General features: G+C 71.9%; 22 protein-coding genes. 15 read left to right on the top strand and 7 right to left on the bottom strand.

What is annotated here, in order from left to right:
* Positions 1-30 precede the first annotated feature (30 nt).
* The 6 genes from ACIA6A_RS00690 (at position 31) to ACIA6A_RS00665 (ending at position 4418) form a co-directional block, all read left to right on the top strand.
* Positions 31-570 (top strand): GNAT family N-acetyltransferase, encoded by a 540-nt coding sequence (locus ACIA6A_RS00690; RefSeq protein WP_396095226.1) that lies wholly within the window; start codon positions 31-33, stop codon positions 568-570.
* Between the two features lie 19 nt (positions 571-589).
* Entirely contained in the window at positions 590-1696 is a 1107-nt protein-coding gene (locus ACIA6A_RS00685) for a M20 family metallopeptidase (RefSeq protein ID WP_396095225.1), read from the top strand.
* 221 nt (positions 1697-1917) lie between these two features.
* Positions 1918-2196, top strand: coding sequence for a hypothetical protein (locus ACIA6A_RS00680; protein ID WP_396095224.1), 279 nt, complete (start codon positions 1918-1920; stop codon positions 2194-2196).
* A 15-nt stretch (positions 2197-2211) separates the two neighbouring features.
* The gene (locus tag ACIA6A_RS00675; RefSeq protein WP_396095223.1) at positions 2212-3615 is read left to right on the top strand and encodes a DUF4331 domain-containing protein; all 1404 of its coding nucleotides are present in this window, start codon (positions 2212-2214) and stop codon (positions 3613-3615) included.
* Complete coding sequence (locus ACIA6A_RS00670) at positions 3612-3953, top strand: phospholipase (RefSeq protein ID WP_396095222.1); 342 nt, start codon at positions 3612-3614, stop codon at positions 3951-3953. The genes ACIA6A_RS00675 and ACIA6A_RS00670 overlap by 4 nt, the downstream gene beginning before the upstream one ends.
* A 108-nt stretch (positions 3954-4061) precedes the next feature.
* Complete coding sequence (locus ACIA6A_RS00665) at positions 4062-4418, top strand: hypothetical protein (protein ID WP_396095221.1); 357 nt, start codon at positions 4062-4064, stop codon at positions 4416-4418.
* Between the two features lie 48 nt (positions 4419-4466).
* Here ACIA6A_RS00665 and helR read toward each other — a convergent pair whose 3' ends face one another.
* The 4 genes from helR to glgC form a co-directional block, all read right to left on the bottom strand.
* Complete coding sequence (gene helR / locus ACIA6A_RS00660; protein WP_396096420.1) at positions 4467-6593, bottom strand: RNA polymerase recycling motor ATPase HelR; 2127 nt, start codon at positions 6591-6593, stop codon at positions 4467-4469.
* 233 nt (positions 6594-6826) lie between these two features.
* Positions 6827-8623, bottom strand: a complete 1797-nt coding sequence (locus ACIA6A_RS00655; RefSeq protein WP_396095220.1) for a hypothetical protein — start codon at positions 8621-8623, stop codon at positions 6827-6829.
* Between the two features lie 46 nt (positions 8624-8669).
* Positions 8670-9002 carry a YciI family protein gene (locus ACIA6A_RS00650; protein ID WP_396095218.1) on the bottom strand — a complete coding sequence of 111 codons (333 nt, stop codon included), beginning with the start codon at positions 9000-9002 and terminating at the stop codon, positions 8670-8672.
* Positions 9003-9165: 163 nt separating this feature from the next.
* Complete coding sequence (gene glgC / locus ACIA6A_RS00645; RefSeq protein ID WP_396095217.1) at positions 9166-10398, bottom strand: glucose-1-phosphate adenylyltransferase; 1233 nt, start codon at positions 10396-10398, stop codon at positions 9166-9168.
* Positions 10399-10458: 60 nt separating this feature from the next.
* On the opposite strand from glgC, the gene glgA reads away from it, so the two are divergent.
* On the top strand, positions 10459-11682 hold the full coding sequence (gene glgA / locus ACIA6A_RS00640) for a glycogen synthase (protein ID WP_396095216.1): 1224 nt from the start codon (positions 10459-10461) through the stop codon (positions 11680-11682).
* On the opposite strand, the gene ACIA6A_RS00635 is transcribed toward glgA, so the two are convergent.
* Entirely contained in the window at positions 11664-12566 is a 903-nt protein-coding gene (locus ACIA6A_RS00635) for an NAD(P)/FAD-dependent oxidoreductase (protein ID WP_396095215.1), read from the bottom strand. The two genes, glgA and ACIA6A_RS00635, sit on opposite strands and share 19 nt — an antisense overlap.
* Before the next feature lie 44 nt (positions 12567-12610).
* Here ACIA6A_RS00635 and ACIA6A_RS00630 point away from each other — a divergent pair, with 44 nt between their 5' ends.
* The gene (locus ACIA6A_RS00630; protein ID WP_396095214.1) at positions 12611-14272 is read left to right on the top strand and encodes a glycoside hydrolase family 10 protein; all 1662 of its coding nucleotides are present in this window, start codon (positions 12611-12613) and stop codon (positions 14270-14272) included.
* Here ACIA6A_RS00630 and ACIA6A_RS00625 read toward each other — a convergent pair.
* Positions 14262-15896 (bottom strand): ABC-F family ATP-binding cassette domain-containing protein, encoded by a 1635-nt coding sequence (locus ACIA6A_RS00625; protein ID WP_396095213.1) that lies wholly within the window; start codon positions 15894-15896, stop codon positions 14262-14264. The genes ACIA6A_RS00630 and ACIA6A_RS00625 overlap by 11 nt on opposite strands.
* A gap of 12 nt (positions 15897-15908) precedes the next feature.
* Positions 15909-16709 (bottom strand): PhzF family phenazine biosynthesis protein, encoded by an 801-nt coding sequence (locus ACIA6A_RS00620; protein ID WP_396096419.1) that lies wholly within the window; start codon positions 16707-16709, stop codon positions 15909-15911.
* Between the two features lie 106 nt (positions 16710-16815).
* On the opposite strand from ACIA6A_RS00620, the gene ACIA6A_RS00615 reads away from it, so the two are divergent.
* The 7 genes from ACIA6A_RS00615 to gcvH all read left to right on the top strand — a co-directional run bounded on the left by ACIA6A_RS00615 (position 16816) and on the right by gcvH (position 24622).
* Positions 16816-18237 carry a sigma 54-interacting transcriptional regulator gene (locus ACIA6A_RS00615; protein ID WP_396095212.1) on the top strand — a complete coding sequence of 474 codons (1422 nt, stop codon included), beginning with the start codon at positions 16816-16818 and terminating at the stop codon, positions 18235-18237.
* A gap of 2 nt (positions 18238-18239) precedes the next feature.
* A complete protein-coding gene (locus ACIA6A_RS00610; protein WP_396095211.1) occupies positions 18240-20195 on the top strand; it encodes a VWA domain-containing protein in 1956 nt (651 codons plus the stop codon).
* A gap of 239 nt (positions 20196-20434) precedes the next feature.
* Positions 20435-21052, top strand: a complete 618-nt coding sequence (locus tag ACIA6A_RS00605) for a CDP-alcohol phosphatidyltransferase family protein (RefSeq protein ID WP_396095210.1) — start codon at positions 20435-20437, stop codon at positions 21050-21052.
* Positions 21049-22071 (top strand): DUF881 domain-containing protein, encoded by a 1023-nt coding sequence (locus tag ACIA6A_RS00600; RefSeq protein ID WP_396095209.1) that lies wholly within the window; start codon positions 21049-21051, stop codon positions 22069-22071. The genes ACIA6A_RS00605 and ACIA6A_RS00600 overlap by 4 nt, the downstream gene beginning before the upstream one ends.
* Complete coding sequence (locus ACIA6A_RS00595; RefSeq protein ID WP_396095208.1) at positions 22068-22400, top strand: small basic family protein; 333 nt, start codon at positions 22068-22070, stop codon at positions 22398-22400. The genes ACIA6A_RS00600 and ACIA6A_RS00595 overlap by 4 nt, the downstream gene beginning before the upstream one ends.
* 940 nt (positions 22401-23340) lie before the next feature.
* Entirely contained in the window at positions 23341-24213 is an 873-nt protein-coding gene (locus ACIA6A_RS00590; RefSeq protein WP_396096418.1) for a DUF881 domain-containing protein, read from the top strand.
* A gap of 28 nt (positions 24214-24241) precedes the next feature.
* Positions 24242-24622 (top strand): glycine cleavage system protein GcvH, encoded by a 381-nt coding sequence (gcvH, locus tag ACIA6A_RS00585; protein WP_396095207.1) that lies wholly within the window; start codon positions 24242-24244, stop codon positions 24620-24622.
* Positions 24623-24787 lie beyond the last annotated feature (165 nt).

Below are 24787 nucleotides of genomic sequence, written 5' to 3'. Positions count from 1 at the left end.
ATCGGCGCTACTGTCCGGACGGAGGCTGACATGGATGATCGTCGGAGACTGACCCGGCCCGACGCGGGGTTGCGTGACACCTGGCTCGCCGCGTACGCGGAATGGCCCGCGGGTTCCCACGTGGACGCGTCCGGGCTGCGTGACGGTGACGACGTGCGCAGCCCGGAAGGCTTCGCCGCGTGGGTGGCGAAACTGCTCGGCTGCGCGGACCCGGGGGCACCGCTCCCGCCGGGCCACGTCGTGCACTCGACCTACTGGTGGATCACCGAGGGCACGTCGGTGCTGGGGTCGGTCGAGCTGCGGCACGACATCGGCCATCCGCTGCTGCTGGCGGCGGGCGGCCACATCGGCTACAGCGTCCGGCCCGGGCGGCGCGGGCGCGGCATCGCCACGTGGGCGCTGGCGGCGACGCTCGACCAGGCCCGGTCGCGCGGCCTGGACCGGGTGCTGCTGACCTGCTCGCCGGAGAACGCGGCGTCCGCCCACATCATCGAGAGGGCCGGTGGCGTGCTCGAGGACATCCGGGAGACGGCGGTCGGACCCAAGCGGCGGTACTGGATCTCCTGCTGAACTCGTCGATGATGGGGTGATGGACGACTTCCTGGAGGTTGCCGGGCGCCTGATCGCCGTGCCGTCCACCGCGGACCGGCCGGCCGAGCTGGAACGCGCGCTGGAACTGGTGCTGGCGTACGTCGGGCCGGGGTTCGAGGTCGAGCGGTTCAGCTCGCGCGGCAAGCCCAGCGCGCTGGTGTGGCGGACCGGGCCGCGGCCGCATTTCCGGGTGCTGCTCAACGGGCACCTCGACGTCGTGCCCGCCCCGGACGAAATGTTCACGGCCCGGATCGAGCACGGGCGGATGTACGGCCGGGGCACGCAGGACATGAAACTGGCCGCCCTGGTCATGGCCGGGGTGTTCCGTGACGTGGCGGCGGATCTGCCCTACCCGGTCGGGCTGCAGCTGGTCACCGACGAGGAGGTCGGCGGGTACGACGGCACCGCGCACCAGATCGAGCGGGGCGTCAGCGCGGACTTCGTGGTGATCGGGGAGCAGAGCGGGCTGCGGATCGTCACCGGGTCGAAGGGCATCCTGCAGGTCCGGTTGACGGCGACGGGGACGGCGGCCCATGCCGCGTACCCCTGGCTGGGTCGTAATGCCCTGCTGGTCCTGAACGAAGCGATCGCGCGGGTGCTGGACCGCTATCCGGTGCCGGCGGCCGAGGCATGGACGACCACGGTGACCGTCGCCCGGATCGAGACCGGGAACCGCGCGGTCAACCAGGTGCCGGCCGAGGCCACCGCCTGGCTGGACATCCGGTTCCCGCCGGAGGACACCGCGATCAACGGGCGCGACGCGGCGCAGGTGCGGGCGTATCTGTGCGAGCTGTCCGGCGTGGAGGTCGTGGTGGACAGTCTCGGGCCGCCGCACCGGGCCGAGCCGGACACCGGTTTCGTGCGGGCGTTGCGGGCGGCGGCGAACGAGGCCGGGTTCAGCGGGGCGTTCCTGCGCAAGCACGGGGCGGCGGACGGGCGCTTCTACTACGCCGCCGGGACGGACGCGGTCATCTTCGGGCCGGGCGGCGACGGGCAGCACGGACCGGGGGAGTACGCCGACCTGTCCACCGTCGAGCCGTACCGCCGGGCCCTGACGTCGTTCCTGCGCCGGAAAATTTTCTCGGGCGTCCAGCACGGATCGTGACGGGTCGCCGGGACCCGTCGTGTTCAGGATCTTCCCAGGGTGGGGCGGTCGCCGGGCCGGCGCCGGACATCGACGCACGGTGACGAAACGGTCGTTGCGCCGTGTCACCAACCTGTGGAGAACCTTTTCTGGGAAAAAGCTTTGAACCCCTGCGGTGATCGCTTCGTACTGATGGCTGTCGACGACGTTTGTCCTACGAATGCATGACGAAAGGGCCGAGCATGAGTCGTGTCCACTACGGCACCCGAGGCGTGAATCGCCTGTCGCGCCGACGGGTTCTCGCCATCGCCGCGACGGTGGGGGTGGGTGCCTCCGTAGCCGGTGTCGCCGGGCTGAGCCTCGCCGGTGAGAGCGGCGGAGCGGGTGCCGGCAGCGAACCGCTGGTGCTCTCCCTGCGTGACGCGAAGAAGGGCACGTTCGATGTCTTCTTCGGTGGTGAGAAGGTCGTCATCGAAGATGCTGATCTTGTGAAGAAGCTGCTCAAAGCCGTCAAGCGCTGACCAGGAAGGTAGACGATGTCATCGCACCGCGAAGCACCGGAGATCAGCAAGGACCCGGTCGCCGACAGCGCCGACCTGTACGCGTTCGTGAGCCCGGACCACCCGGACACGGTCACGCTGATCGCGAACTACGTCCCGTTGCAGCTGCCGTCGAGCGGCCCGAACTTCTTCGAGTTCGGCGACGACGTGCTCTACGAGATCCACGTCGACAACAACGGTGACGGGCGCCCCGATCTGACGTACCAGTTCCGTTTCCGGACCGAACTGCGTAACGACCGGACCTTCCTTTACAACACCGGTCCGATCGAATCGCTGGACAGCGAGAACTGGAACCGCCGGCAGTTCTACTCGGTCACCAAGGTGGACGAGCACGGTAAGCACACCGTGCTCGCCGAGAAGCTGCCGTGCCCGCCCTGCAACGTGGGCCCGCTGTCGATCCCGGACTACGACAAGCTCGCCGAGGACGCGGTGCACAAGCTGAAGTCCGGCGAGAAGGTCTTCGCCGGGCAGCGTGCCGACCCGTTCTTCGTCGACCTCGGCGCGATCTTCGACCTCGGCACGCTGCGGCCGTTCCAGGACAAGCACCTGGTCGGGCAGAAGCTGTTCAACTACGCCGGCAAGGCCGTCAACGCCACCGACCAGATGAACGTGCACAGCATCGCCATCCAGGTGCCGCTGCACATGGTCCGCAAGGACGGCAAGAAGAAGGTCCGCGGGCGCGACCCGGGCGCGGTCATCGGCGTGTGGACCGCCGCCAGCCGGCGTCAGGTCCAGGTCCGCAACGGCCGCAAGAACGACGAGGACGTGTACGTGGGCCCGCAGGTCCAGGTCTCGCGGCTGGGCAACCCGCTGTTCAACGAGGTCATCGTCCCGATGGCGCGCAAGGACGAGTGGAACAGCCTGCCGCCGAGCGAGGACAAGAAGTTCGCCGAGTTCGTCGAGACCCCCGAGCTCGGGGCGCTGCTCCCGGTGCTGTACCCGGGTCTGTTCGACAACCTCGCCGAGCTCAACAAGGCGAAGACCGCCCGTGCCGACCTGGTCGCGATCCTGCTCACCGGCATCCCGGACGGGCTGATCGACAACTTCCAGAACAACACCGGCACCACCCAGGCCGACATGCTGCGCCTGAACACCGCGGTGCCGCCGTCGAAGCAGGAGAACGGCTTCGGCCTGCTCGGTGGTGACCTGGCCGGCTTCCCGAACGGCCGGCGCGTCGCCGACGACGTGGTGTCGATCTCGCTGCGGGCGATCGCCGGCGTGACCGTGCCGCTGGTGGACGAGAAGTTCAAGCCGGACGCGGCCGCCGCGCTGGTCGAGCAGGGCCTCACCGCCAAGGACGCCAGTTCCAAGCTGCTCAAGAGCTTCCCGTTCCTGGGCATCCCGTTCGACGGCTTCAACAACCCCGAGGCGGACAAGTGAGCGTCGGCGTGCACCACCATCACACCCTCGCCCCGTCCGGGCAGGGCACGGTGGTCCTCAACATCGGGCAGGGCATCGGGGCGATGGTCATCCACACCCCGGGCAGCCTGCACGGTCACGAGATCGAGGTCAGCCCGGTCGACGACGCCGCGACCCGCACGCACGCCGCGGTCCGGGCCCGGTACGTCCGCGACGGCGTCCGGTTCAGCGTCGTCATCGACAGCCTGCCCGCCGGCCGGTACGTCGTCTGGCGTGACCCGGTCACCCCGCTGGCCGAGGTCGAGGTCGCCGGCGGCTGCGTCGCCGAGTACGAATGGCCTGAGACGCCGGACAGGTAGCTCACCCCCCACGAGGGACCGCCGGGTCCGATCAAGGACAGATTGCTGGCCCGGCGGCCCCGTCGCGGCTCATGGTTGCCTCCCATCCGTGCATCGAGGGAGACAACCGTGAGCGACACGCTCGAGCCCGGCGACGCGCTGCCGGTCGACCAGCCGCTGTACGCCGCGGCTGGTCGTTGCCGTCTGGTCTTCCAGAGCGACGGCAACCTCGTCCTGTACTGCGAGCGCCCGGCCGGGTGGATCCCCCGCTGGTCCACCGGCACCGGGGGACAGCCGGTGGACCGCGCCGTCCTGCAGGAGGACGGCAACCTCGCCCTGTACCACCAGGGCGCCCCGGTCTGGTCGTCGGCGACCTGGATGCACCCGGGGGCCCGGCTGGTGGTCCAGGACGACGAGAACGTGGTGATCTACCAGGACGACGTGCCGGTCTGGGCCAGCGTCACCTCCCTCGACGGGCCGCCCTGACGTGTCACCCTGGGTGTATCTGCTGCGCGGCGGGCCACCGGGCCGAGGTCATGGCCGAGCGGCAGGCTCTCCTGTCATGATGACCAGCTGCTGCGTCGCCCGGGTCATCGCGACGTAGCGGTCCACCGCACCCTCGACGCCGTCGCCGAAGCGCTCCGGGTGCACGAGCACGACCAGGTCGAACTCCAGGCCCTTGGACAGCTCCGGGGTCAGCGACCGGACCCGGTCCGTCGCCCGGAAGCCGGGGTCGCCGATCACACAGGCGATCCCCTCCTCGTGCGCGGCGAGCCAGGACTCCAGGATCGCGCTCAGGTCCGGCACCGATCCGTGTACGACGGGCACGCCGCTGCTCCGGATCGACACCGGCACGTTCGCGTCGGGCAGCACGGCGCGGATGACCGGCTCCGCCTCGGTCATGACCTCCTCGGGGGTGCGGTAGTTGACGCTCAGCGCGGCCAGGCCGGCCCGCTCGATCCCGACCCGGGCCAGCCGCTCGCGCCACGACTCGGTGAAGCCGTGCCGGGCCTGCGCACGGTCCCCGACGATCGTGAAACTGCGCGCCGGGCAGCGCAGCAGCAGCATCTGCCATTCCGCGTCGGTCAGCTCCTGCGCCTCGTCCACCACGATGTGCGCGAACGGCCCGGCCAGCACGTCCGGCTCGGCCTTCACCAGCGCGCTGGTGTCGGTGAGGGCGTCGCGCACGTCGTCGGCCCGCAGCATCGGCAGCCAGCCCTCGTTGTCGTAGTCGGAGGCGAGGATGTCGTCGAAGACCGTGTCCATGCGCTGGCGTTCCGCCGCGGCCGCCGTGTCGTGCCGCTGCTGCCGCCGGGACGCCTCCGGGTCGCCGAGCCGCTGCCGGGCCGCGTCGAGCAGGGGCAGATCCGCGACGGTCCAGGCCCGCGGATCGGCACGCTGCAGCTTGCGTACGTCGTCCGGGCCGAGCCACGGCGCGCACCGCCGCAGGTACGCGGGCACCGACCACAGGTCCGCCACCAGGTCGGCCGCCTCGACCAGCGGCCACACCCGGTTGAACGCGGTGGCCAGCTCGCGGCTGCGGCGCAGGTCCGTGGCGGACACGTCGTGCTTGTCCACCAGGACGGCCAGCAGCTCCTGACGGACCAGGTCCCGGGCGTCGTTGTGGGCGATCCCGGGCTCCGCCGCCTCGAACGCCGCCGCCCAGTCGTCCGGGGTCAGCCGCAGGCCGTCGACCGTCATCGCCGTCGCGGGCGGTTCCTCGTAGAACCGCACGGCCGCCTCGATCGCCGTGACCATGGCGGCGGACGACTTCAGCCGGGACACCTCCCGATCGGTCTCGGGTGCCGCCGTGGCCCCTTCCGCGACGAGGTCCCGTACGGTGCAGGTCCGCACGCCTTCCTCACCCAGGCTGGGCAGCACGTCGGCGACGTAGGCCAGATAGGGCTCGTGCGGCCCGACGAACAGCACGCCGCCCTTGCGGTGCCCGAGCCGGGGATCGGAGTACAGCAGGTACGCGGTGCGGTGCAGCGCGACGACCGTCTTGCCGGTGCCCGGCCCACCGTCGACGACCAGCGCCCCGCGCGACCCGGCCCGGATGATGGCGTCCTGGTCGGCCTGGATGGTGCCGAGCACGTCGCGCATCCGGGCGGAGCGGTTGGTGCCCAGGCTGGCGATGAACGCGGACTGGTCGTCGAGCGCGGCGGCATGCCCGGTGAAGCCCTCCGGGGTGAACACCTCGTCCCAGTAGTCGCCGACCTTTCCCCGGGTCCAGCGGTACCGCCGGCGGCTGGCCAGCCCCATCGGGCCGGCGTGGGTGGCCCCGAAGAACGGCTCGGCGGCGGGGGAGCGCCAGTCGAGCAGCAGCGGGCGTCCCGCGGCGTCCTTGAGCCCGAGCCGCCCGATGTACACCGGCTCGGGGTCGTCCTCGCGCACCATGTGCCCGAGACACAGGTCCAGCCCGAAGCGCTTCAGGGTGCGCAGCCGGGCGGTCAGCCGGTGGACCTCCATGTCCCGGTCCATCGCCGCCTGCCCCTCGCCGCCGGGCGCCTTGAGCGCGGCGTCGAGCCGCTCGGCCAGGTCGGCGGAGGTCTGCTCGAGGCTTCGGGTGATGGCCGCGAAGTGCCGCTCGTCCCCGGCGATCAACGCCGGCGCGGCCTTGGCGGACAGCCGTTCGGGAAGGTCGAACGCGCTGGTGGTCAGTGGCTGCACGAGATCCCTTTTCTCCAGATTTTTGGCCTCGGCCGATCATTCTGCGGCACACCCGGGGTCTTGCCACAAGCCCCGGGGTGCGATATACGTTAGGAGTGGAAGGGGTGCTTTGTCCCCCTGGTCCGCCGCTCTTCTCCCCCTTCTTGACCTGGGCCATCCCTCTGCGTGACCGTTCACGAGCGGGAGGTCCGGAGCGCGCCAACCGTGCCGTCGGCAGCCGGCCGTCAGAACTGCTTCCTGATCCAGGTCACGCAGCCCCGGTCGAGCTCGTCGAACGAGACGCCGAGGTTCTTCTGCGCCGCCTCGTCGAACGACGTGCCACGGACCCGGTACACGTCCGTGACGAACCCGAGCATCCGGTCCCGGCCGTACTTCTGGGCCATGCAGTCGACGGCGAACGCACCCCAGCCGTAGAACTGGTCGACGGTCGGCAGCTTGGACGTGATGTCCGGCCGGAGCACGTCGATGGAGTCGTAGGGCCGCTTGCTGTTCACCAGTGCGCGGACAGCCGGTGCGCGGTCACTGCGCACGGCCGGGCGCCCGTCGTACGACACGTACTCGGCGAAACCCTCCGACAGCCACTCCACGTCCATCTCGACCGGCAGCTTGCCGATCCCGGTGCCGTCACCCGCGACGACGTGACCGAGCTCGTGCTGGATGATCTCCCGCAGGCCGGCACCGCTGTCCAGGCCCGACGACTTGAGCACGACCTCGTACTGGATGTGGTTGATGTCCTTGGCGTACCCCTGGTACCCGTCGAGGTCGTCGTCCTCCTTGAACCAGGTGCCCCACTCCTTGTCGGTGGCAAGGTAGATCCGGTACTTGTCCGGGGACGAGCCGATGACCTGCGCGTACCGGTCCGTGACGGCGGCCGCCTTGTCCGCGGCGGCGGCGACCTCCGCGAGCCGCTTGGCGTTGCCCCGGCTGGCACCGACCGTCACCCGCTCGCCCTGGGCGAACACCATCCCGCCGCGCTGCCACGGGGTCGGCTCCCAGGTGTCGCTGCGCTTGGCGGAGCCGACCCCGGAGATCAGCCAGTTGTCCTTGTCCTTGCGCAACGTGAGCTTCTGGTTGATCCGCGGGGTGCCCAGCGGCCCGACCTGCTGGGAACCGGCGCACTCGGGCACGCTGAAGCAGTAGTTGATCCGATAATCGGACTCCCAGCGCACGTCGTTCTCACTCGTGAAGTTCGACGACGTGTCCTCGTACTCGAAAGAGGTGACGCCGAGCGCCCGAAGTGCGGTGAAAAGATCCTTGTAGTACGCCACGACCTTCGGCTTGCCGGGGTCGACGGAGGCGAGCCAGCCCTTCAGGTCACCGTCGAGCAGCGCCTTGGCCTGCCCGGCGAGCGCGGTCTCCACGAGCCGCTGGGTCGGGACATGCGGGGCCGGGGTTCCGCCCGAGACCCTGGTGGGCATCGTGAAAGGCTCGCCGGTGGCGACGTACCTGGTGAAGCCGGGCTCGCTCCCGCTCGCCGAGGTGGTCAGCACGACGGCCACGGCGGCACCGGCCACGAGCACCCCGGCAAGGGCGGAACCGATGACGAGCCGCTTGCGCGACCGGCGCGGGGCCTGCACCGCCGGCGCGGTCGGGCCGATGGGTGAGGCGGCCCCGGCGGACGCGGTGGGTCCGACGGGCGCGGGCGGGGTGTTCGGCGCGACCGGTCCGGCCTGGCCGGGCCACGGCTGGAAATACGAGGGCATACCGGGCGGCGTGAACGCGGCCGGGCCGGGGCCGCCCTGCGACGGCGCGGCGGGGCCGGGCTGAAACGTGCCGGGCCGCGACGGCGTGGCCGGGCCGGCGGGCTGTGGCGGGCCGGGTTGCGGTTGCGCGGCGGGGCCGGGCTGGGCCGAGCCGGCCTGCGTCGGGTCGGGCTGGGACGGGCCGGGCTGGGACAGTGCGGCGGGGCCGGGGGCGCTGGGCCTCGGGGTGCTGGGCCTCGGGGTGCTGGGCCTCGGGGTGGTGGGCATGCCGGGCCGGCCGTCGGGGGGTTCGGGGAACGCGGAGGAGCGAAGGTGCACGATCGCAGATCTAAGCAGCTCACACCCGTTCTCGCTGCCCCGTGGGCTACCCGTCGGTGCGCAGCGGCCAGACCTCGACCACGCCGTGGGCGACCGCGCACGGGGTCCGGGACACCATCGTGATGGCTTCCTCGAGCGTGTCCGCCTCGATGATGCCGAAGCCGGCGACCGGCAGCGCGGCGCTCAGGAACGGGCCCTCGGTCGTGGTGACCCCGCCCGCGCCGGGGTTGCGGACCTGGACGGGTGTTCCGGCGATGCCTGTCTCGGCGCCGCGCCGGACCAGCTCGGCGTCGTGGGCGTGGGCGGCGTCGCGGACGGCCGGGTCGGTCCGGTCGTAGCCGGCCTCGTCGCCGTATCCGATGGTCACGAACCTGGCCATGCTGGCTCCCTCTGCCGGACGGTCGCTACCGGTAGTGCCCTTTTCGCCGGGGTTCTACCACTCCCGCAGAAAGAAGGGCCAGGGCCAGCGCATGCTGGGCCCCGGCCCGGCCTCGGCGGGAGCTGCGATCCGCACCCCCCACCGAGCTACGACATGGTCTTGCTCAGAGGTCTACGGTCTGACCTTTGCCGACGACGACGATGCCGGCGTCCGAGACCGTGTAGCGCTTGCGGTCGCGGTCGAGGTCGACGCCGATCTCGGCGCCTTCCGGGATGATCACGTTCTTGTCGATGATCGCGTTGCGGATGACCGCGCGGCGGCCGACCTGGACGCCTTCCATGAGGACCGCGCCGTCGACGTGGGACCAGGAGTTGACCCGGACGTTGGGGGAGATGACCGAGCGTTCGACCAGGGCTCCCGAGACCACGACGCCGGGGGAGATCATCGACTCGATGGCGCGGCCGGCGCGGTCGTCGAAGCCGTGGACGAACTTCGCCGGCGGCCAGGAGCCGTGGTTGGTGAAGATCGGCCATTCCATGTTGTAGAGGTTGAAGACCGGCAGCGTGGCGATGAGGTCCATGTGGGCGTCGTAGAACGAGTCCAGCGTGCCCACGTCGCGCCAGTAGCCACGGTCGCGTTCGGTGCTTCCGGGGACGTCGTTGTCGCGGAAGTCGTAGACGTTGGCCTCGCCCTTCTCGACCAGCATGGGGATGATGTTGCCGCCCATGTCGTGCTTGCTGTCGGGGTTCTGCGCGTCGCGGGAGACCGCCTCGCACAGGGCCTTGGTGGTGAAGACGTAGTTTCCCATCGACGCGTAGATCTCGTCGGGGGAGTCGGGGAGTCCTTCGACCTCGGTGGGCTTCTCACGGAAAGCGCTGATGCGCTTGCCGTCGGGGCCGACGTCGATGACACCGAACTGGTCGGACATGGATTTGGGCTGGCGGATGCCGGCCACGGTCACCGAGGCACCCGAGGCGATGTGGTCGTTGACCATCTGCTTCGGGTCCATGCGGTAGATGTGGTCGGCGCCGAAGACGATGACGTAGTCCGGGCTCTCGTCGTTGATCAGGTTGAGGCTCTGATAGATCGCGTCCGCCGAGCCGGCGAACCAGCGCGGGCCGAGCCGCTGCTGGGCCGGGACCGGCGTGACGTAGTTGCCCAGCAGTGTCGACATCCGCCACGTCTTGGTGATGTGCCGGTCGAGCGAGTGCGACTTGTACTGGGTCAACACGACGATCTTCAGATACCCGCCGTTGGCGAGATTCGAGAGAACAAAGTCGATCATGCGGTAGATGCCGCCGAACGGGACGCCGGGCTTGGCCCGGTCCGCGGTGAGGGGCATCAGGCGCTTGCCTTCGCCACCTGCCAGAACGATCGCGAGCACCTTTGCAGCCATGTCCGAGAACCTAACTTTCCGAGGGCGCCCGCGCCAGTCGAAAGGCTTAAGCTACGTCACGTGACCGACTCGCGTTCGAAATCCCCCAGCGACACTCTCCGCGTCGACCTGATCACGCGGGAATACCCCCCGGAGGTCTACGGCGGCGCCGGCGTGCACCTCGAATACCTCGCCCGTGACCTGCGCCCCCTCGCTGACGTGCGGGTTCACTGCTTCGGCGCGCCGCGCGACGAGCCCGGGGTGACCGCGTACCCGGTGCCCACCGAATTGACCGATGCCAATCCCGCGCTCCGCACCATGGGGATCAACCTGGCGATGGCCGCCGGAGCCGCCGGGACCGGCATCGTGCACAGCCACACCTGGTACGCGAATTTCGCCGGTCACACCGCGAAACTCCTGCACGGCGTCCCGCACGTGGTCACCACGCACAGCCTCGAGCCGCTGCGCCCGTGGAAGGCCGAGCAGCTCGGTGGCGGTTACGCACTGTCGTCGTTCTGTGAGCGCACCGCCATCGAGGGTGCCGACGCGATCATCGCGGTCTCCGGCGGGATGCGGCGCGACGTGCTCGCGGCCTATCCCACCGTCGACCCGGACAAGATCCACGTGGTCTACAACGGGATCGACACCGAGCAGTACGCCCCGGACCGCGGCACCGACGTGGTCGAGCGCCTCGGCATCGACCTGGACCGCCCGAGCGTGGTGTTCGTGGGGCGGATCACCCGGCAGAAGGGCCTGCCGTACCTCCTGCGGGCCTGCCACGACCTGCCGGGCGAGGTGCAGATCGTGCTGCTCGCCGGTGCGCCCGACACCCCCGAGATCAAGGCCGAGGTCGAGGGCCTGGCGATCCAGCTGCGCGACGCCCGTGACGACAAGGGCGTGATCTGGGTGCAGGAGATGCTGCCCAAGCACGAGGTGGTGCAGGTCCTGACGCACGCCACGGTGTTCGTCTGCCCGTCGATCTACGAGCCGATGGGCATCGTCAACCTGGAGGCCATGGCCTGCGAGACGGCCGTGGTGGCCACCGCGACCGGCGGCATCCCCGAGGTCGTCGCGAACGGCGAGACCGGCGTGCTGGTGCCGATCGAGCAGCTCGCCGACGGCACCGGGACCCCGGTCGACCCGGACAGGTTCGTCGCCGACCTCGCCGCCGCGCTGCGCTCGGTGCTGGCGGACCCGGCGCGGGCCGCCGAGATGGGCCTGGCGGGCCGCCGCCGGGCGGTCGAGAAGTTCTCCTGGGCGACCATCGCCCAGGACACCCTCGAGGTCTACCGCACGGTGCTCTGAAGGATCGCCTGAGCGACCGCGCGCCCGGACTGCCAGGCGGTCTGGACGCGCGGCTTGCCGAACGCGTCCCCGGCGAGCCACACCCGCCCGTCGGTGGCGTACGCGGCGTCCCCGCCGGGCTGCGGCTGGGCGTAGGTCCACCGGTGCGCGTGGATCGCCGGCTCGGCGGCGATGCCCAGCAGCTCACCGACCGCCTTCGCGAGGACCGGCCCGGCGGCGGACGGGTCGTCCAGGTGCTGCCGGGCCAGCCCGGCGGTGGAATGGGCGACCAGCACGGGCGCGCGGTCACCGCGCCGGTCACCGTCGTCACAGACCGTGGCCAGCACCGGGTGGTCGTTCACGAACGCTCCCGGCAACTCGGCCCACACCCTCTCCGGGTACGTGAGCACGGCCGCGATCACCGGCTGCCACACCTGGGCCCGGGCGGCGCCGGCGACCGCGGCCGGTGGGTCCAGGCGCAGGGCCTGGGGACCCGGCATGGCCAGCACCACCGCGTCGGCGTCCACGTCGAGCGTGGTCAGCACCGTCGCCAGCCGCACGTCGAGGCCCTCGGCCAGGTCTTCCGCGAGCGAGCGCAGCCCGCCGGGAGCCGCCCAGCGCACCGGCCCGGTCACCGGCTCCCCGGGGAAGACGCTGAACGTGTCGGTCCACGGCCGGGCCAGCCCCCGCGCCCGCCAGCGCTCGGCCAGCGCGTGGAAGCCGGGGTCGTCGGCGACGAAGTACGCGGCACCGATGTCGGCGTAGCGCCCGTCGATCCGCTTGCTCGCGAGCCGCCCGCCGGCCACCCGGCCCCGCTCGACGACCCGCACGGTGACCCCGGCCGCGGCCAGCTCCCGCGCGCACGACAACCCGGCGATCCCCGCACCTGCCACCACGACATCCATGAGTCCGAGCGTAGGCGCTCGACGGCGTCGGGCAGACTGTGGCGATGCGACGTCCCCCGATACGGCTGGTCCTGGTGCTCGCCGCGGTCCTGCTGGGCGTCTCGGTCCTCGGGATCGGCCTGCTGCGCGCCGCCACCTACGTGGGCCCGGTCGCGGCGCCCCTCGACGCCGCCGGTGCGGCCGCCGACGGGGCCGCCGAGGGGCTCGCCGGTGACGCCGTCGTGCCCGCCGCGGGTACGGCCGGGGCCTGCGCCGGGGTGCCGGTGAAAGCCACCCGTGAGCTGCGCGGCATGTGGCTGACCACGGTCATGAACATCGACTGGCCGAGCCGGCCCGGGCTGTCCGAGGCGAAGGTCAAGGCCGAGTACCTCGGCTGGCTCGACCTGGCGGTCGCGCGCCGGCACAACGCGATCTTCGTGCACGTCCGCCCGTCCGGGGACGCGTTCTGGCCCTCGGCGTACGCGCCGTGGTCGGAATGGCTCACCGGCAAGCGCGACGGGGTGGCGCCGGGCTGGGACCCGATGGCGTTCATGGTCACCGAGGCGCACGCCCGCAACCTGGAGTTCCACGCGTGGTTCAACCCGTACCGGGGCACCCAGCCGGGGCCGTCCGGGCCGGGCGCCGATGTCACGAAGCTCGCCCCGGACCACCCGCTGCTCAAGCACCCGGACTGGGCCATCGCGTACCCCGGCGGCCCGACCTCCCGGCTGTACTTCGACCCGGGCAACCCCGCGGCCCGCACGTTCGTCGAGGACGCCATGCTCGAGGCGGTGTCGCTGTACGACATCGACGGCGTGCACTTCGACGACTTCTTCTACCCGTACCCGGAAGGCACCGGGAACGTCTTCCACGACGAGGCCAGCTTCGCGAAGCGCTCCGACAAGGGCCAGTCCCTGGCCGCGTGGCGCCGGCAGAACGTGGACACGCTGGTCCGCGAGATGAGCGAGCGGATCAAGGCGCTCAAGCCGTGGGTGAAGTTCGGGATCAGCCCGTTCGGGATCTGGCGCAACCGCAGCACCGACCCGGCCGGGTCGGACTCGGCCGGGCTGCAGAGTTACGACGCGCAGTACGCCGACACCCGCAAGTGGGTCACGTCCGGCTGGCTCGACTACGTCGTCCCGCAGCTGTACTGGGCGATCGGGTTCGAGAAGGCCGACTACGCCAAGATCCTGCCGTGGTGGTCCCAGCTGGTGGACGGCTCCAACACCCAGCTGTACATCGGGCAGGGCGACTACCGGGTCGGGGAGAAGGGTCCGTGGAGGCAGCCCGACCAGCTGGACCGCCAGATGACCCTCAACGACCGGTACAACGTGCTGGGCAGCGTGCACTTCAGCGCCAAGCAGATCCGGGCCGACCGGCTGGGCGCGGTCACCCGGTACGCGTCGCGGCACTACGCCGCGCCCGCGCTGGTGCCGGTCATGAAACAGCTCCCGGCCAAGCCGCCGGCCGCGCCCCGGGTCACCGCGGCCCGGCGCACCGGCACCACGATGACCGTCGAATGGCAGGCCGGGGCGGGCGCCGAGCCGGCGTCCTGGGCCCTGTACCGCGTGCAGGGCGCGGCCGCCGAGCTGGTGTCCACCGGCCGGGTGGGCGCCCAGGACGTGGTCGACCCGGTGCCGCCGGCCGGCCCGGTGACCTACTGCCTCAGCGGGCTGGACCGTTCCGGCAACGAGAGCGCGATCAGCGACCCGGTCGTCAGCCCGTGACCCGGCCGTCCGTCACGTCCAGGTGGCGGGTGGTCTGCACGGCGTCGAGCATCCGGCGGTCGTGGGTGACCAGCAGCAGCGTGCCCGGGTAGTTCGCCAGCGCCGACTCGAGCTGCTCGATCGCGGTCAGGTCCAGGTGGTTCGTCGGCTCGTCGAGCACCAGCAGGTTCACGCCGCGCGCCTGCAGCAGGGCCAGCGCGGCCCGGGTGCGCTCGCCGGGCGACAGGGTGCCGGCCGGGCGGCGCACGTGCTCGGCCCTGAGCCCGAACTTGGCGAGCAGCGTGCGCACGTCCGCGTCGGCGAACTCCGGCACCGCCGCACCGAACGCGGCCATCAGCGGCTCCCCGCCCAGGAACAGCCCGCGCGCCTGGTCGACCTCGCCGACCACCACCCCCGGCCCGAGGTGCGCGTCGCCGCTGTCGAGCGGCAGCCGGCCCAGCAGTGCCGCGAGCAGGGTGCTCTTGCCGGAGCCGTTCGCGCCGGTGATCGCCACCCGGTCCGCCCAGTCGACCTGCAGCGTGACCGGGCCGAGAGTGAAGTCGCCGCGCCGCACGACCGCGTCGCGCAGCGTGGCGACCACCGCACCGGCCCGGGGCGCCACGGCGATCTCCATCCGCAGCTCCCACTCCTTGCGGGGCTCCTCGACGACGTCCAGGCGCTCGATCATCCGCTGGGTCTGGCGCGCCTTCGCGGCCTGTTTCTCCGTGGACTCCGTACGCAGCGCCTTGCCGATCTTGTCGTTGTCCTTGGCCTTGCGGCGCGCGTTGCGTACGCCGTTCTCCATCCAGCCGCGCTGCATCTTCGCGCGGTCCTCGAGGGAGGCCTTCTTGCCGGCGTACTCCTCGTAGTCCTCGCGGGCGTGCCGGCGCCCGGTGGCCCGCTCCTCGAGGTACGCCTCGTAGCCGCCGCCGTACAGGTTGACCTGCTGCTGGGCCAGGTCCAGCTCCAGCACGCCGGTGACCGTCCGGGTCAGGAACTCCCGGTCGTGACTGACCAGCACCGTGCCGGCGCGCAGCCCGCCGACGAACTCCTCCAGCCGGGCCAGCCCGTCGAGGTCCAGGTCGTTGGTGGGCTCGTCGAGCAGGAAGATGTCGTAGCGGCTGAGCAGCAGCGACGCCATCTGCGCCCGGGCCGCCTGCCCGCCCGACAGCGCGGTCATCGGATGGTCCAGGCCGACCGCCAGGCCCAGGTCGGCGACCACCTGAGCACCGCGTTCGTCGAGGTCCGCGCCGCCGAGGTCGAGCCAGCGCTCCAGCGCGACCGCGTACCGGTCGTCGGCGCCGTCGGACCCCGCGCCCAGGGCCTCGGCCGCGGCGTCCATCGCGGCCTGCGCGGGACCGACCCCGGTGCGGCGGGCCAGGAAGTCACGCACGGTCTCACCGGCGCGGCGCTCCCGCTCCTGCGGCAGATAACCGACGTTCGCGGTGGGCGGGCTCAGTGACACCGTCCCGCTCTCCGCGGGCAGGATCCCGGCCAGGGTACGCAGCAGTGTGGTCTTGCCCGCGCCGTTGACCCCGACCAGGCCGATCACGTCGCCCGGGGCGACGACCAGCTCGAGGCCCTGGAACAGCATGCGGTCGCCGTGCCCACTGGCGAGGTCCCGGGCGATCATCGTGGCGCTCATCGGGAGCAAACTCTATAGGCGCACCCCGTCGCCGGTTACCTTGACGCCCGCCTCGCCCGGGGTGAGCGTGACGGTGAGCTTCCCGGGACGGCCCATGTCGGTGCCCTGCGACAGCTCGACGGTGTCATCGCCCAGGCCCAGGTCGCGCAGGTAGGCGCCGAACGCGGCGGCCGCGGCACCGGTGGCCGGGTCCTCGTAGATGCCGCCGACCGGGAACGGGTTGCGCACGTCGAAACCGGCCGGCCCGGTCCGGAACACCAGCTGCACGGTGGTCCAGCCGCGATCCTCCATGAGGGCTTTCAACACGGGTACGTCGTAGTCCAGCTCGGCGAGCCGCCGCCGGCTGTTCGCGGCGACGACCGGGTGGTACGCGCCGGCGTACGCGATCCGGGGCGGCAGGGCCGGGTCGAGCTCGGCCCGGTCCCAGCGCAGTGCCGTGAGCAGCTCGGTCAGGTCCTTGTCGTCGATCTCCGTGCTGCTCGCGGGCACGCTGGTGAGCGTCGCGCGGCCGTGCTCGTCCACGGTGACCGGGACCTCACCGGCGTTCGTCCGGAACACGTAGGTGCCCGCGCCGCGCCGTTCGCCGAGCGCGACGGCGGTGGCCACCGTCGCGTGCCCGCAGAACGGCACCTCGGCGAGCGGGCTGAAGTAGCGCAGCCGGTCGCCGGTGAGGAACGCGGACTCCGAATATCCCAGGTCGGCGGCGATGGCCAGCATCTCGTCACCGGTGAGGCCGGCCGCGTCCAGGACCACACCGGCCGGGTTGCCGCCGGCCGGATCGGTGCTGAACGCCGCGTACCGAAGGATCTCCACGTCTGTCATGCCTGCGAGCGTGCCCGGCGCGGCTCGCCGCGACCACGGCCAATCCGGATGCTCTGGTCTTGGTCGTTGGCCACCGGTGCGGAGTAGCGTTCGGGAAGTGCCAGAAGCTTCCACGCTTGTCCCCACACCTCCCACCGATCTTCCGCGCACCCTCGGCGAGCTCCGTGCCTCCGGGCACGAGTTCCGCACGGTGAAAGAGGAACTGCGCGACAACCTGCTCGACCGGCTGCGCCGCGGCGCGCCGCGCTTCCCCGGCATCGTCGGGTACGACGAGACCGTGCTCCCCGAGGTCGAGCGGGCGCTGCTCGCCGGCCACGACATGGTGCTGCTCGGCGAGCGCGGCCAGGGCAAGACCCGGCTGATCCGGGGCCTGATCGACCTGCTCAACGAGTGGGTGCCCTACATCACCGGCTCCGAGCTGCGCGAACACCCGTACCAGCCGCTCGTCCCGGCGTCGCGGCGGCTGGCCGACGAGACCGGTGACCTGCTGCCGATCTCGTGGCTGCACCGCTCCGAGCGCTACGGCGAGAAGCTCGCCACCCCGGACACCAGCGTCGGTGACCTCATCGGCGACGTCGACCCGATCAAGGTCGCCGAGGGCCGGGCCCTGGGCGACCCGGACACGATCCACTTCGGTCTCGTGCCGCGCACCAACCGTGGCATCTTCGCGGTCAACGAGCTGCCCGACCTCGCCGAGCGCATCCAGGTCTCGCTGCTCAACGTGCTCGAGGAACGCGACATCCAGGTCCGCGGCTACCAGCTGCGGCTCCCGCTCGACCTGCTGCTGGTCGCCTCGGCCAACCCCGAGGACTACACCAACCGCGGCCGCATCATCACCCCGCTCAAGGACCGCTTCGGCGCCGAGATCCGCACCCACTACCCGCTCGAGGTCGAGCTGGAGCAGGAGCTGGTCCGGCAGGAGGCGAACCTGTCGGCGTCGGTGCCCGAGCACCTCGTCGAGATCATCGCCCGTTACACCCGGGCGGTCCGCGAGTCCCCGGCCGTCGACCAGCGCTCGGGCATCTCCGCCCGGTTCGCGATCGCCGCCGCCGAGACCGTCGCCGCGTCCGCGCTGCGCCGCAGCGGGCTGCGCAACGAACGCGAGGCCGTGGCGCGGGTCTGCGACACCGTGTCGGTGACCAGCACGCTGCGCGGCAAGGTCGAGTTCGACAGCGGGGAGGAGGGCCGCGAGGTCGAGGTGCTCGCCCACCTGCTGCGCCTCGCGACCGCCGAGACGTTCCGGGCCCGGCTGTCCGGCCTCGACCTGTCCGGCTTCACCGAGCTGGTGGCCGAGGGCGCGATCATCGAGACCGGCGACCTGGTCTCCGCCGAGGAGCTGCTGGCGCAGATCGGCACCGTGCCCGGTCTGGCCAAGGTCCTCGACCGGCTCGGCCTCGGCGACGCGCCCAGCCCCGGGCAGGCCGCCTCGGCGATCGAGTTCGTCCTGGAGGGCCTGCACCTCACCCGCCGGCTGGCCAAGGAGCTGACCGACGACGGACGCACCCTGTACGGGAGCTGAGCATGGCTGGAAACCGCTTTCGGTACGGGGCGTGGCGCGACGGGCCCGATCCGCTCGCCCCGCCCTACGACGTGCGGGCCGCGGTCGACGAGGTCGGCGAACGGGTCCTGGGCGGGGAGAGCCTGCGCGACGCGCTGCGCGACCTGCTGCGCCAGGGCCCCCGCGAGGGCCGCGGCCTCGACGAGCTGCGCGCCCGGGCCCGCCGGATGCGCCGTGACGCCCTGCGCCGCGGCAACCTCGACGGTGCGGTCACCCGGGCCCAGCAGCTGCTGGACCAGGCCCTCGCCGCCGAACGCGACGAGCTGCGCGCCCGCCCCGGGGACGACGACGCCCGCTTCAACGAGGCCGTCCTCGACAACCTGCCCCGCTCCACGTCCCGCGCGGTCGAGGAGCTCGCCGACTACCGGTGGGCCAGCGACGAGGCCCGCGGCCTCTACCAGCAGATCCTCGACGGACTGCGGCGTGAGGTCGTCGAGCAGCGCTTCGCCGGCATGAAGGAAGCGCTGCAGGGCAACGACCCGGCCACCGACGCCCGGGTCGCCGAGATGGTCGGTGACCTCAACGACCTGCTCACCAGACACGCCCGGGGGGAGGAGACCGACGACGCCTTCCACCGGTTCATGGAGAAGCACGGCGACTTCTTCCCGGAGAAGCCGGCGAACGTCGAGGAGCTCATCGACTCCCTGGCCCGCCGGGCCGCCGCGGCCGAGCAGCTCATGCGCTCGCTCAGCCCGCAGCAGCGCGACGAGCTGGCGAGCCTCATGGACCAGGCCCTCGGCGACGGGCCGCTGCGCGGTCAGCTCGGCGAACTCACCGACAACCTGCGGGCGCTGCGCCCCAACCTCAACTGGGGCCGCGGCGAACGGGTCCGCGGCAACCAGGACCTCGGCTACGGCGACGCGACCGCGGCCCTCGGTGAGATCGGCGAGCTCGACGACCTGCTCGACCAGCTCGGCCAGGACCACCCCGGCGCCACCCTCGACGACATCGACGTCGAGACGGTCGAACGGCAGCTCGGCAGGGGTGCGGCCGACGACGTCCGCCGCCTGCGCGAGCTGGAACGCGAACTGCGCCGGCAGGGCTGGGTCACCCGCGACGACGAGGGCCTCACGCTCAGCCCGAAAGCGCTGCGCCGGCTCGGGCGCACCGCCCTCGCCCAGGTCTTCAAGGACCTGACCAGCAAACAGCGCGGCAACCACGACCTGCGCGACGCGGGCGCGGCCGGCGACCTCATCGGCTCGTCGCGGCGCTGGCAGTTCGGCGACTCCCAGCCCCTCGACGTGGTCCGGACCATCGGCAACGCGGTCCGGCGCGGGGGAGCGGGCACCCTGCCGGTCAAACTGGAACCGGACGACTTCGAGGTCGCCGAGACCGAACGCCGCGCGTCGGCGGTGGTCGCGCTCTGCGTCGACCTGTCCTACTCGATGTTCCAGGACGGCCGCTGGGGCCCCATGAAGCAGACAGCACTGGCGCTGTCGCATCTCGTGGCCACCCAGTTCCCCCAGGACTCCCTGCAGATCATCGGTTTCGGCCGCTACGCCATGCCGCTCACCCAGGGCGAACTCGCCGCGATCGACCCCGACATGGTCCAGGGCACCAACCTGCAGCACGCCCTCAAACTCGCCAACCGCCACCTGCGCCGCCACCCCGGGGCCGAGCCGGTCGTCCTCGTCGTCACCGACGGCGAGCCCACGGCCCACCTCGAACCCGACGGCGAGGCCGTCTTCACCTGGCCCACCCTGCCGGAGACGGTCGAGCTGACGGTCCACGAGGTCGACCAGCTCACCCGGTACGGGGCCACGCTCAACCTCTTCATGCTCGGCGACCAACCGGGCCTGCGCCGCTTCATGGACGCGGTGGCCCGTCGCAGCGGAGGCCGCGTCTTCAGCCCCGAGGCCGCCGAACTCGGCGCCTACGTCGTCGACGACTACGTCCGGAGCCGCCGCGGCAAACGCTGATCCCACCGCCCTCACCCCGCAAAGGCGTGCGGTGCGTCACGCGTGGCGAACAGTCCGGTACGGGGTGATGGGCAGGTGTGCGGGGCTGGATATAGTTTCGGCGAGCGATCAGCCCGGTGGGTGCGGCCTGTCTTCCAGGGGGACGGCAGCCGTGCCGATGTCACCGGGCGGGGTCGCAGGGCCGGGCGGGTTCGTCCGCGGGTGGGGTCCCGTGGCCGGTTCGGGGGAGAGGGGGCGCCATGACGCAACAGGCTGCGCCCAGTACGGTCACCAACCGCATCTGGACCATCCCCAACGTGATCAGTTTCGTACGCCTGCTGGGTGTGCCGCTGTTCCTCTATCTGCTGCTCGGGCCGCAGCACGACGTCGCGGCCGTGATCGTGCTCGTGGTCGGGGGCACCACCGACTGGGTCGACGGCTACGTCGCCCGCCGGATGAATTCCGTGAGCCGGCTCGGGGAGCTGCTCGACCCGTTCGCCGACCGGCTGTACATCCTGGCCACCCTGGTCGGGTTCACCCTGCGTGAGGTCGTGCCCTGGTGGCTGACCGCCGCCCTGCTCCTGCGGGAGGCCGTGCTCGCCGTCGCCCTGCTGGTGCTGCGCCGGCACGGCTACGGCCCGCCGCCCGTGCACTACGTCGGCAAGAGCGGCACGTTCGTGCTGCTCGCGGCGTTCCCCGTGCTGCTGCTGGCCGAGGCCGTGCCGTCGACCGACGGGTTCACGGTGCCGGTCGGCTGGGCGCTGGCCTGGTGGGCGCTGGGCCTCTACTGGGCGGCGGCCGTCCTCTACCTGGCGCAGACGCGGGCCCTGCTGCGCGCCGACCGCGCCGCGTCGGCGCGCGAGGCTGTCGCCGGATGACCTCGCCCGACGACGGCCGGCGGCAACCTCCCGCAGCCGCGCCCGGTGCCGGTGCCGATGTCCCGGATCCCGACGGTGGCGGGGCGAAGCCGCAGCGGACGTTCACCCCCGACTTCCTGACCGAGCTGTTCCGCAACCCGCTGGATCCCGGTTACGCCGACGCCGCCGCCCGCAAGGCGCGCGGTGAGGGCCCGGCCGGGGCCAGGAAACGGCTGCTCAGCGCCGTCAGTGCGCTGACGCTGGTCGCGCTCGGGTTCCTGCTGGTCGTCGCCTACCGGCAGACCGTCGCCGACGAACCGGCCCGGATGCAGGCCCGGGACACCCTCATCGACCAGGTGCAGAGCCGCCGGTCGGGGACCGCGGAGCTGCAGGCCCGGGCCGACCGCTTGCGCACCGAGGTGGCCGACCTGCGGGAACGCCAGCTGGGTGGGGCCGCGATCGCCAGACTGCGCGAGCTGGAGGCGGAGACCGGCCTCGCCTCGGTACGCGGTGAGGGCACCCGGGTCACCGTCGGTGACGGTCCCACGCCGATCGACCCGGTCACCGGGGAACGCAGCAGTGACGCCCGGGTCCGCGACACCGACCTGCAGCGGGCCACGAACGCGTTGTGGGCGGCCGGGGCGGAGGCCGTCGCGGTCAACGGCCAGCGGCTCACCGCCACCTCGACGATCCGGCAGGCCGGGGAGGCGATCCTGGTCGATTTCCGGCCGGTGACCACGCCGTACCAGGTGGTCGCGATCGGCCCGGACTCGCTGGCCGACGACTTCCGCGGCGGCGCGGCGGGCCAGTTCTTCCGGGCGCTGAACACCCGGTACGGCATGTCGTACGACGTGGCCGGGATCGGTGAGGTCACGCTGGACCCGGCCACCGAGCCGAACCTGCGCCAGGCCAGCCCGTCCACCCCGCCGCCGACCCCGACGGCGTCCTCGTCCGGTGGCGTCCCGCCGTCCCGCGGCACGAGTCACCCCCCTGATCCCTCGGCAGCTGTGTCCACCACCCCGTCGGAAGGCGGCAGATGATCCCGGTAATCGCGCTGATCGCCGGTGTCGTACTCGGCATCGTGTTCCATCCCACCGTCCCACCGGCGCTGCAGCCGTACCTGCCGATCGCGGTCGTGGCGGCACTGGACGCCGTCTTCGGCGGTGTCCGCGCCAAGCTCGACGGCATCTTCGACGACAAGCAGTTCGTCGTCTCGTTCATCGCCAACGTCGTCGTGGCGGGCCTCATCGTCTACCTCGGCGACCAGCTCGGCGTGGGCGGCCAGCTGTCCACCGGCGTCGTGGTCGTCCTCGGCGTCCGCATCTTCGGCAACGTCGCGGCCATCCGCCGGCACCTCTTCCGGGCCTGATCCGATGACCGACGACACCCAGCGCCCCCGGCCCGGCGACGAACCCACCCGCCCCCTCACCCGGCCGCCCGCGAAGAACCCCCGCACGGCGGACGACGAGGTCACCGAACGCCTCACACCCCCGCCCCAGGACGACGACGAGACGGTGCGCCTCCAGCACCTCTTCCCGCCCCAGGAGCCGGCACCGTCCCCCTCCGCGGCCCCGGAAGCCACTCCGGACGCCTCCGGCACCACGCCCACCCCGGCTGAGCCCGGACCGCCCCGCCCCGGTCCAGATGGTGCGGGCCCGGATGTCACCGGTCAGGCAGCCACGCCGGGTCCGGGTTCGCCCGGCCCGGCATCATCCGGCCCGGCATCATCCGGCCCGGCATCATCCGGCCCGGCATCATCCGGCCCGGCATCATCCGGCCCGGCATCATCCGGCCCGGCGTCATCGGGCATAGACGCGGCATCGCGAGGCACGGACTCGCCGGGCCCGGAGCGGACCCGGCTCGACCCGGAGCGTCTCGACCGCGCCCGCAGCGAGTACCCGGCGCCGGTAGCGGTGCCCGCGACGGCCGAGCCTCCCGCGCCGCCGACTTCCGCGCCGCCGACTTCCGCGCCCGCGCCCGCGGTTCCGGCGCCCGGGAGCCCGGCGCCCGGGAGCCATGCACCTGCGGGTCCGGCACCTGCGGATCTTGCACCTGCGGGTCCGGCACTTCGGGGCCACGCACCCGAGGTCCCTGAGCCGGTCGGCCCTGAGCCGGTCGGCCCTGAGCCGGTCGGCCCTGAGCCGGGCGGCGCTGCGTCTGTGGTCACCACGCCGCCGGTGCCGGGTCGTGCGATCCCGCCGGAGCCCGGTCCGAGCCCGGCGGGCACGGGCATTGAGCCGGTGGTCTCGCCGTTCTTCACGTCGCGCAAGCCCGGGTCCGCACCGGCTGACCAGCCCGGCCCGGTGGTCGTGCCGGGGGCCGGTCGCGACCAAGATCACCAAGCCGGGGGGCGGGACGGCGGTGGCTCCGGAGCCGTGCCCACCGGAGCCGGGACCCCGGCCGCGACTCCGGCCGCACCGTCACCCGAAACGGTGATCGACCCGGTTGATGACGTCGACGGTGCTCACGGCGTACCGGAAAAGGGGCGCAAGCTGACGTCGGCGGGTGCGCTCATCGGGGTTCTTCTTGCCCTGTTCGGTTTCACGCTCGTGGTGCAGTTGCGCAGCAACGACGCGGATTCCGGGCTGGCGTCGGCCCGGCAGGAGGACCTGGTCCGGATCCTGTCCGACCTGGAGGCCCGCGATCAGCGGCTGCAGCAGGAGATCAGCGGTCTCGAGCAGAGCCAGCGGCAGTTGACGTCCGGGGTCGCCGGGCGGCAGGCGGCGCTGGCCGACGCGGACAAGCGCGCCGACGATCTGGGGCTGCTCTCCGGTACGCTGCCGGCCCGGGGGCCGGGGCTGGTGATCGTGATCGATCCCCGGGGGCAGCAGATCAAGGCGTCGCAGATCCTCAACGCCGTGCAGGAGCTGCGCGGTGCCGGCGCCGAGGTGATGGAGCTGGTGGGGGACAACGGCGGCGCGGTACGCATCGTGGCGTCGTCGTATTTCGTCGATGCCGAGGACGGCGGGATCATCGTCGACAACAAGCAGCTCAGCGGCCCCTACCGGCTCATGGTCATCGGCGTGCCGGCGACCATGCAGACGGCGCTGCAGATCCCCGGTGGGGTGGTGGCGTCGGTGAGCCAGGCCGGCGGTAACGTGACCATGGAGCAACGGACCACGGTCGAGGTGACCGCGGTGCGTCAGCCTGCCAGCCTGCAGTATGCGCGTCCTGTCTCCTGACCGGGCGCGCTTCTCAACGGAGGAACGAGTGATTCCCGAGGATTTGCGGTACACCGCCGAGCACGAGTGGGTGTCCGGCGACGGCACCGGTCCCGTGCGCGTGGGTATCACCCACTTCGCGCAGGACGCGCTCGGTGACATCGTCTACGTGCAGCTGCCCGACGAGGGCACCGCGGTGCAGGCCGGTGACAACCTGGGCGAGATCGAGTCGACCAAGAGCGTCTCGGAGATCTACGCGCCGATCTCGGGCACGGTGGTGGCGCGCAACGCCACGCTGAGCGACGAGCCGGAGCTGATCAACGCCGAGCCGTACGCGGCCGGCTGGCTCGTGGAGATCACCCCGGACGACCCGGCGTCGGTCGCGGCCCTGCTGGACGCCGACGCCTACCAGGCCCTGACCGAGGGCTGACGGACGGGCCGTGAGGCTCGCCCGCGCGTCCGGTTGCCCGGTATTTCCGTGCTGACTAGGCTCGCGGGGCACCAGTACAACGTGTTGTTACTTCGAAACCGATAAGTCGTGCGTCCCGGGCCACCGGGCAGCGGCGGCGGGGGGCGCTGCGCTCCGGGCGGAAAC

Source organism: Actinoplanes sp. NPDC051494 (assembly GCF_044454705.1).
GTDB lineage: Bacteria > Actinomycetota > Actinomycetes > Mycobacteriales > Micromonosporaceae > Actinoplanes.
Note: the sequence above shows the minus strand (reverse complement) of the source record. Positions and strands in the feature narration are given on the sequence as shown.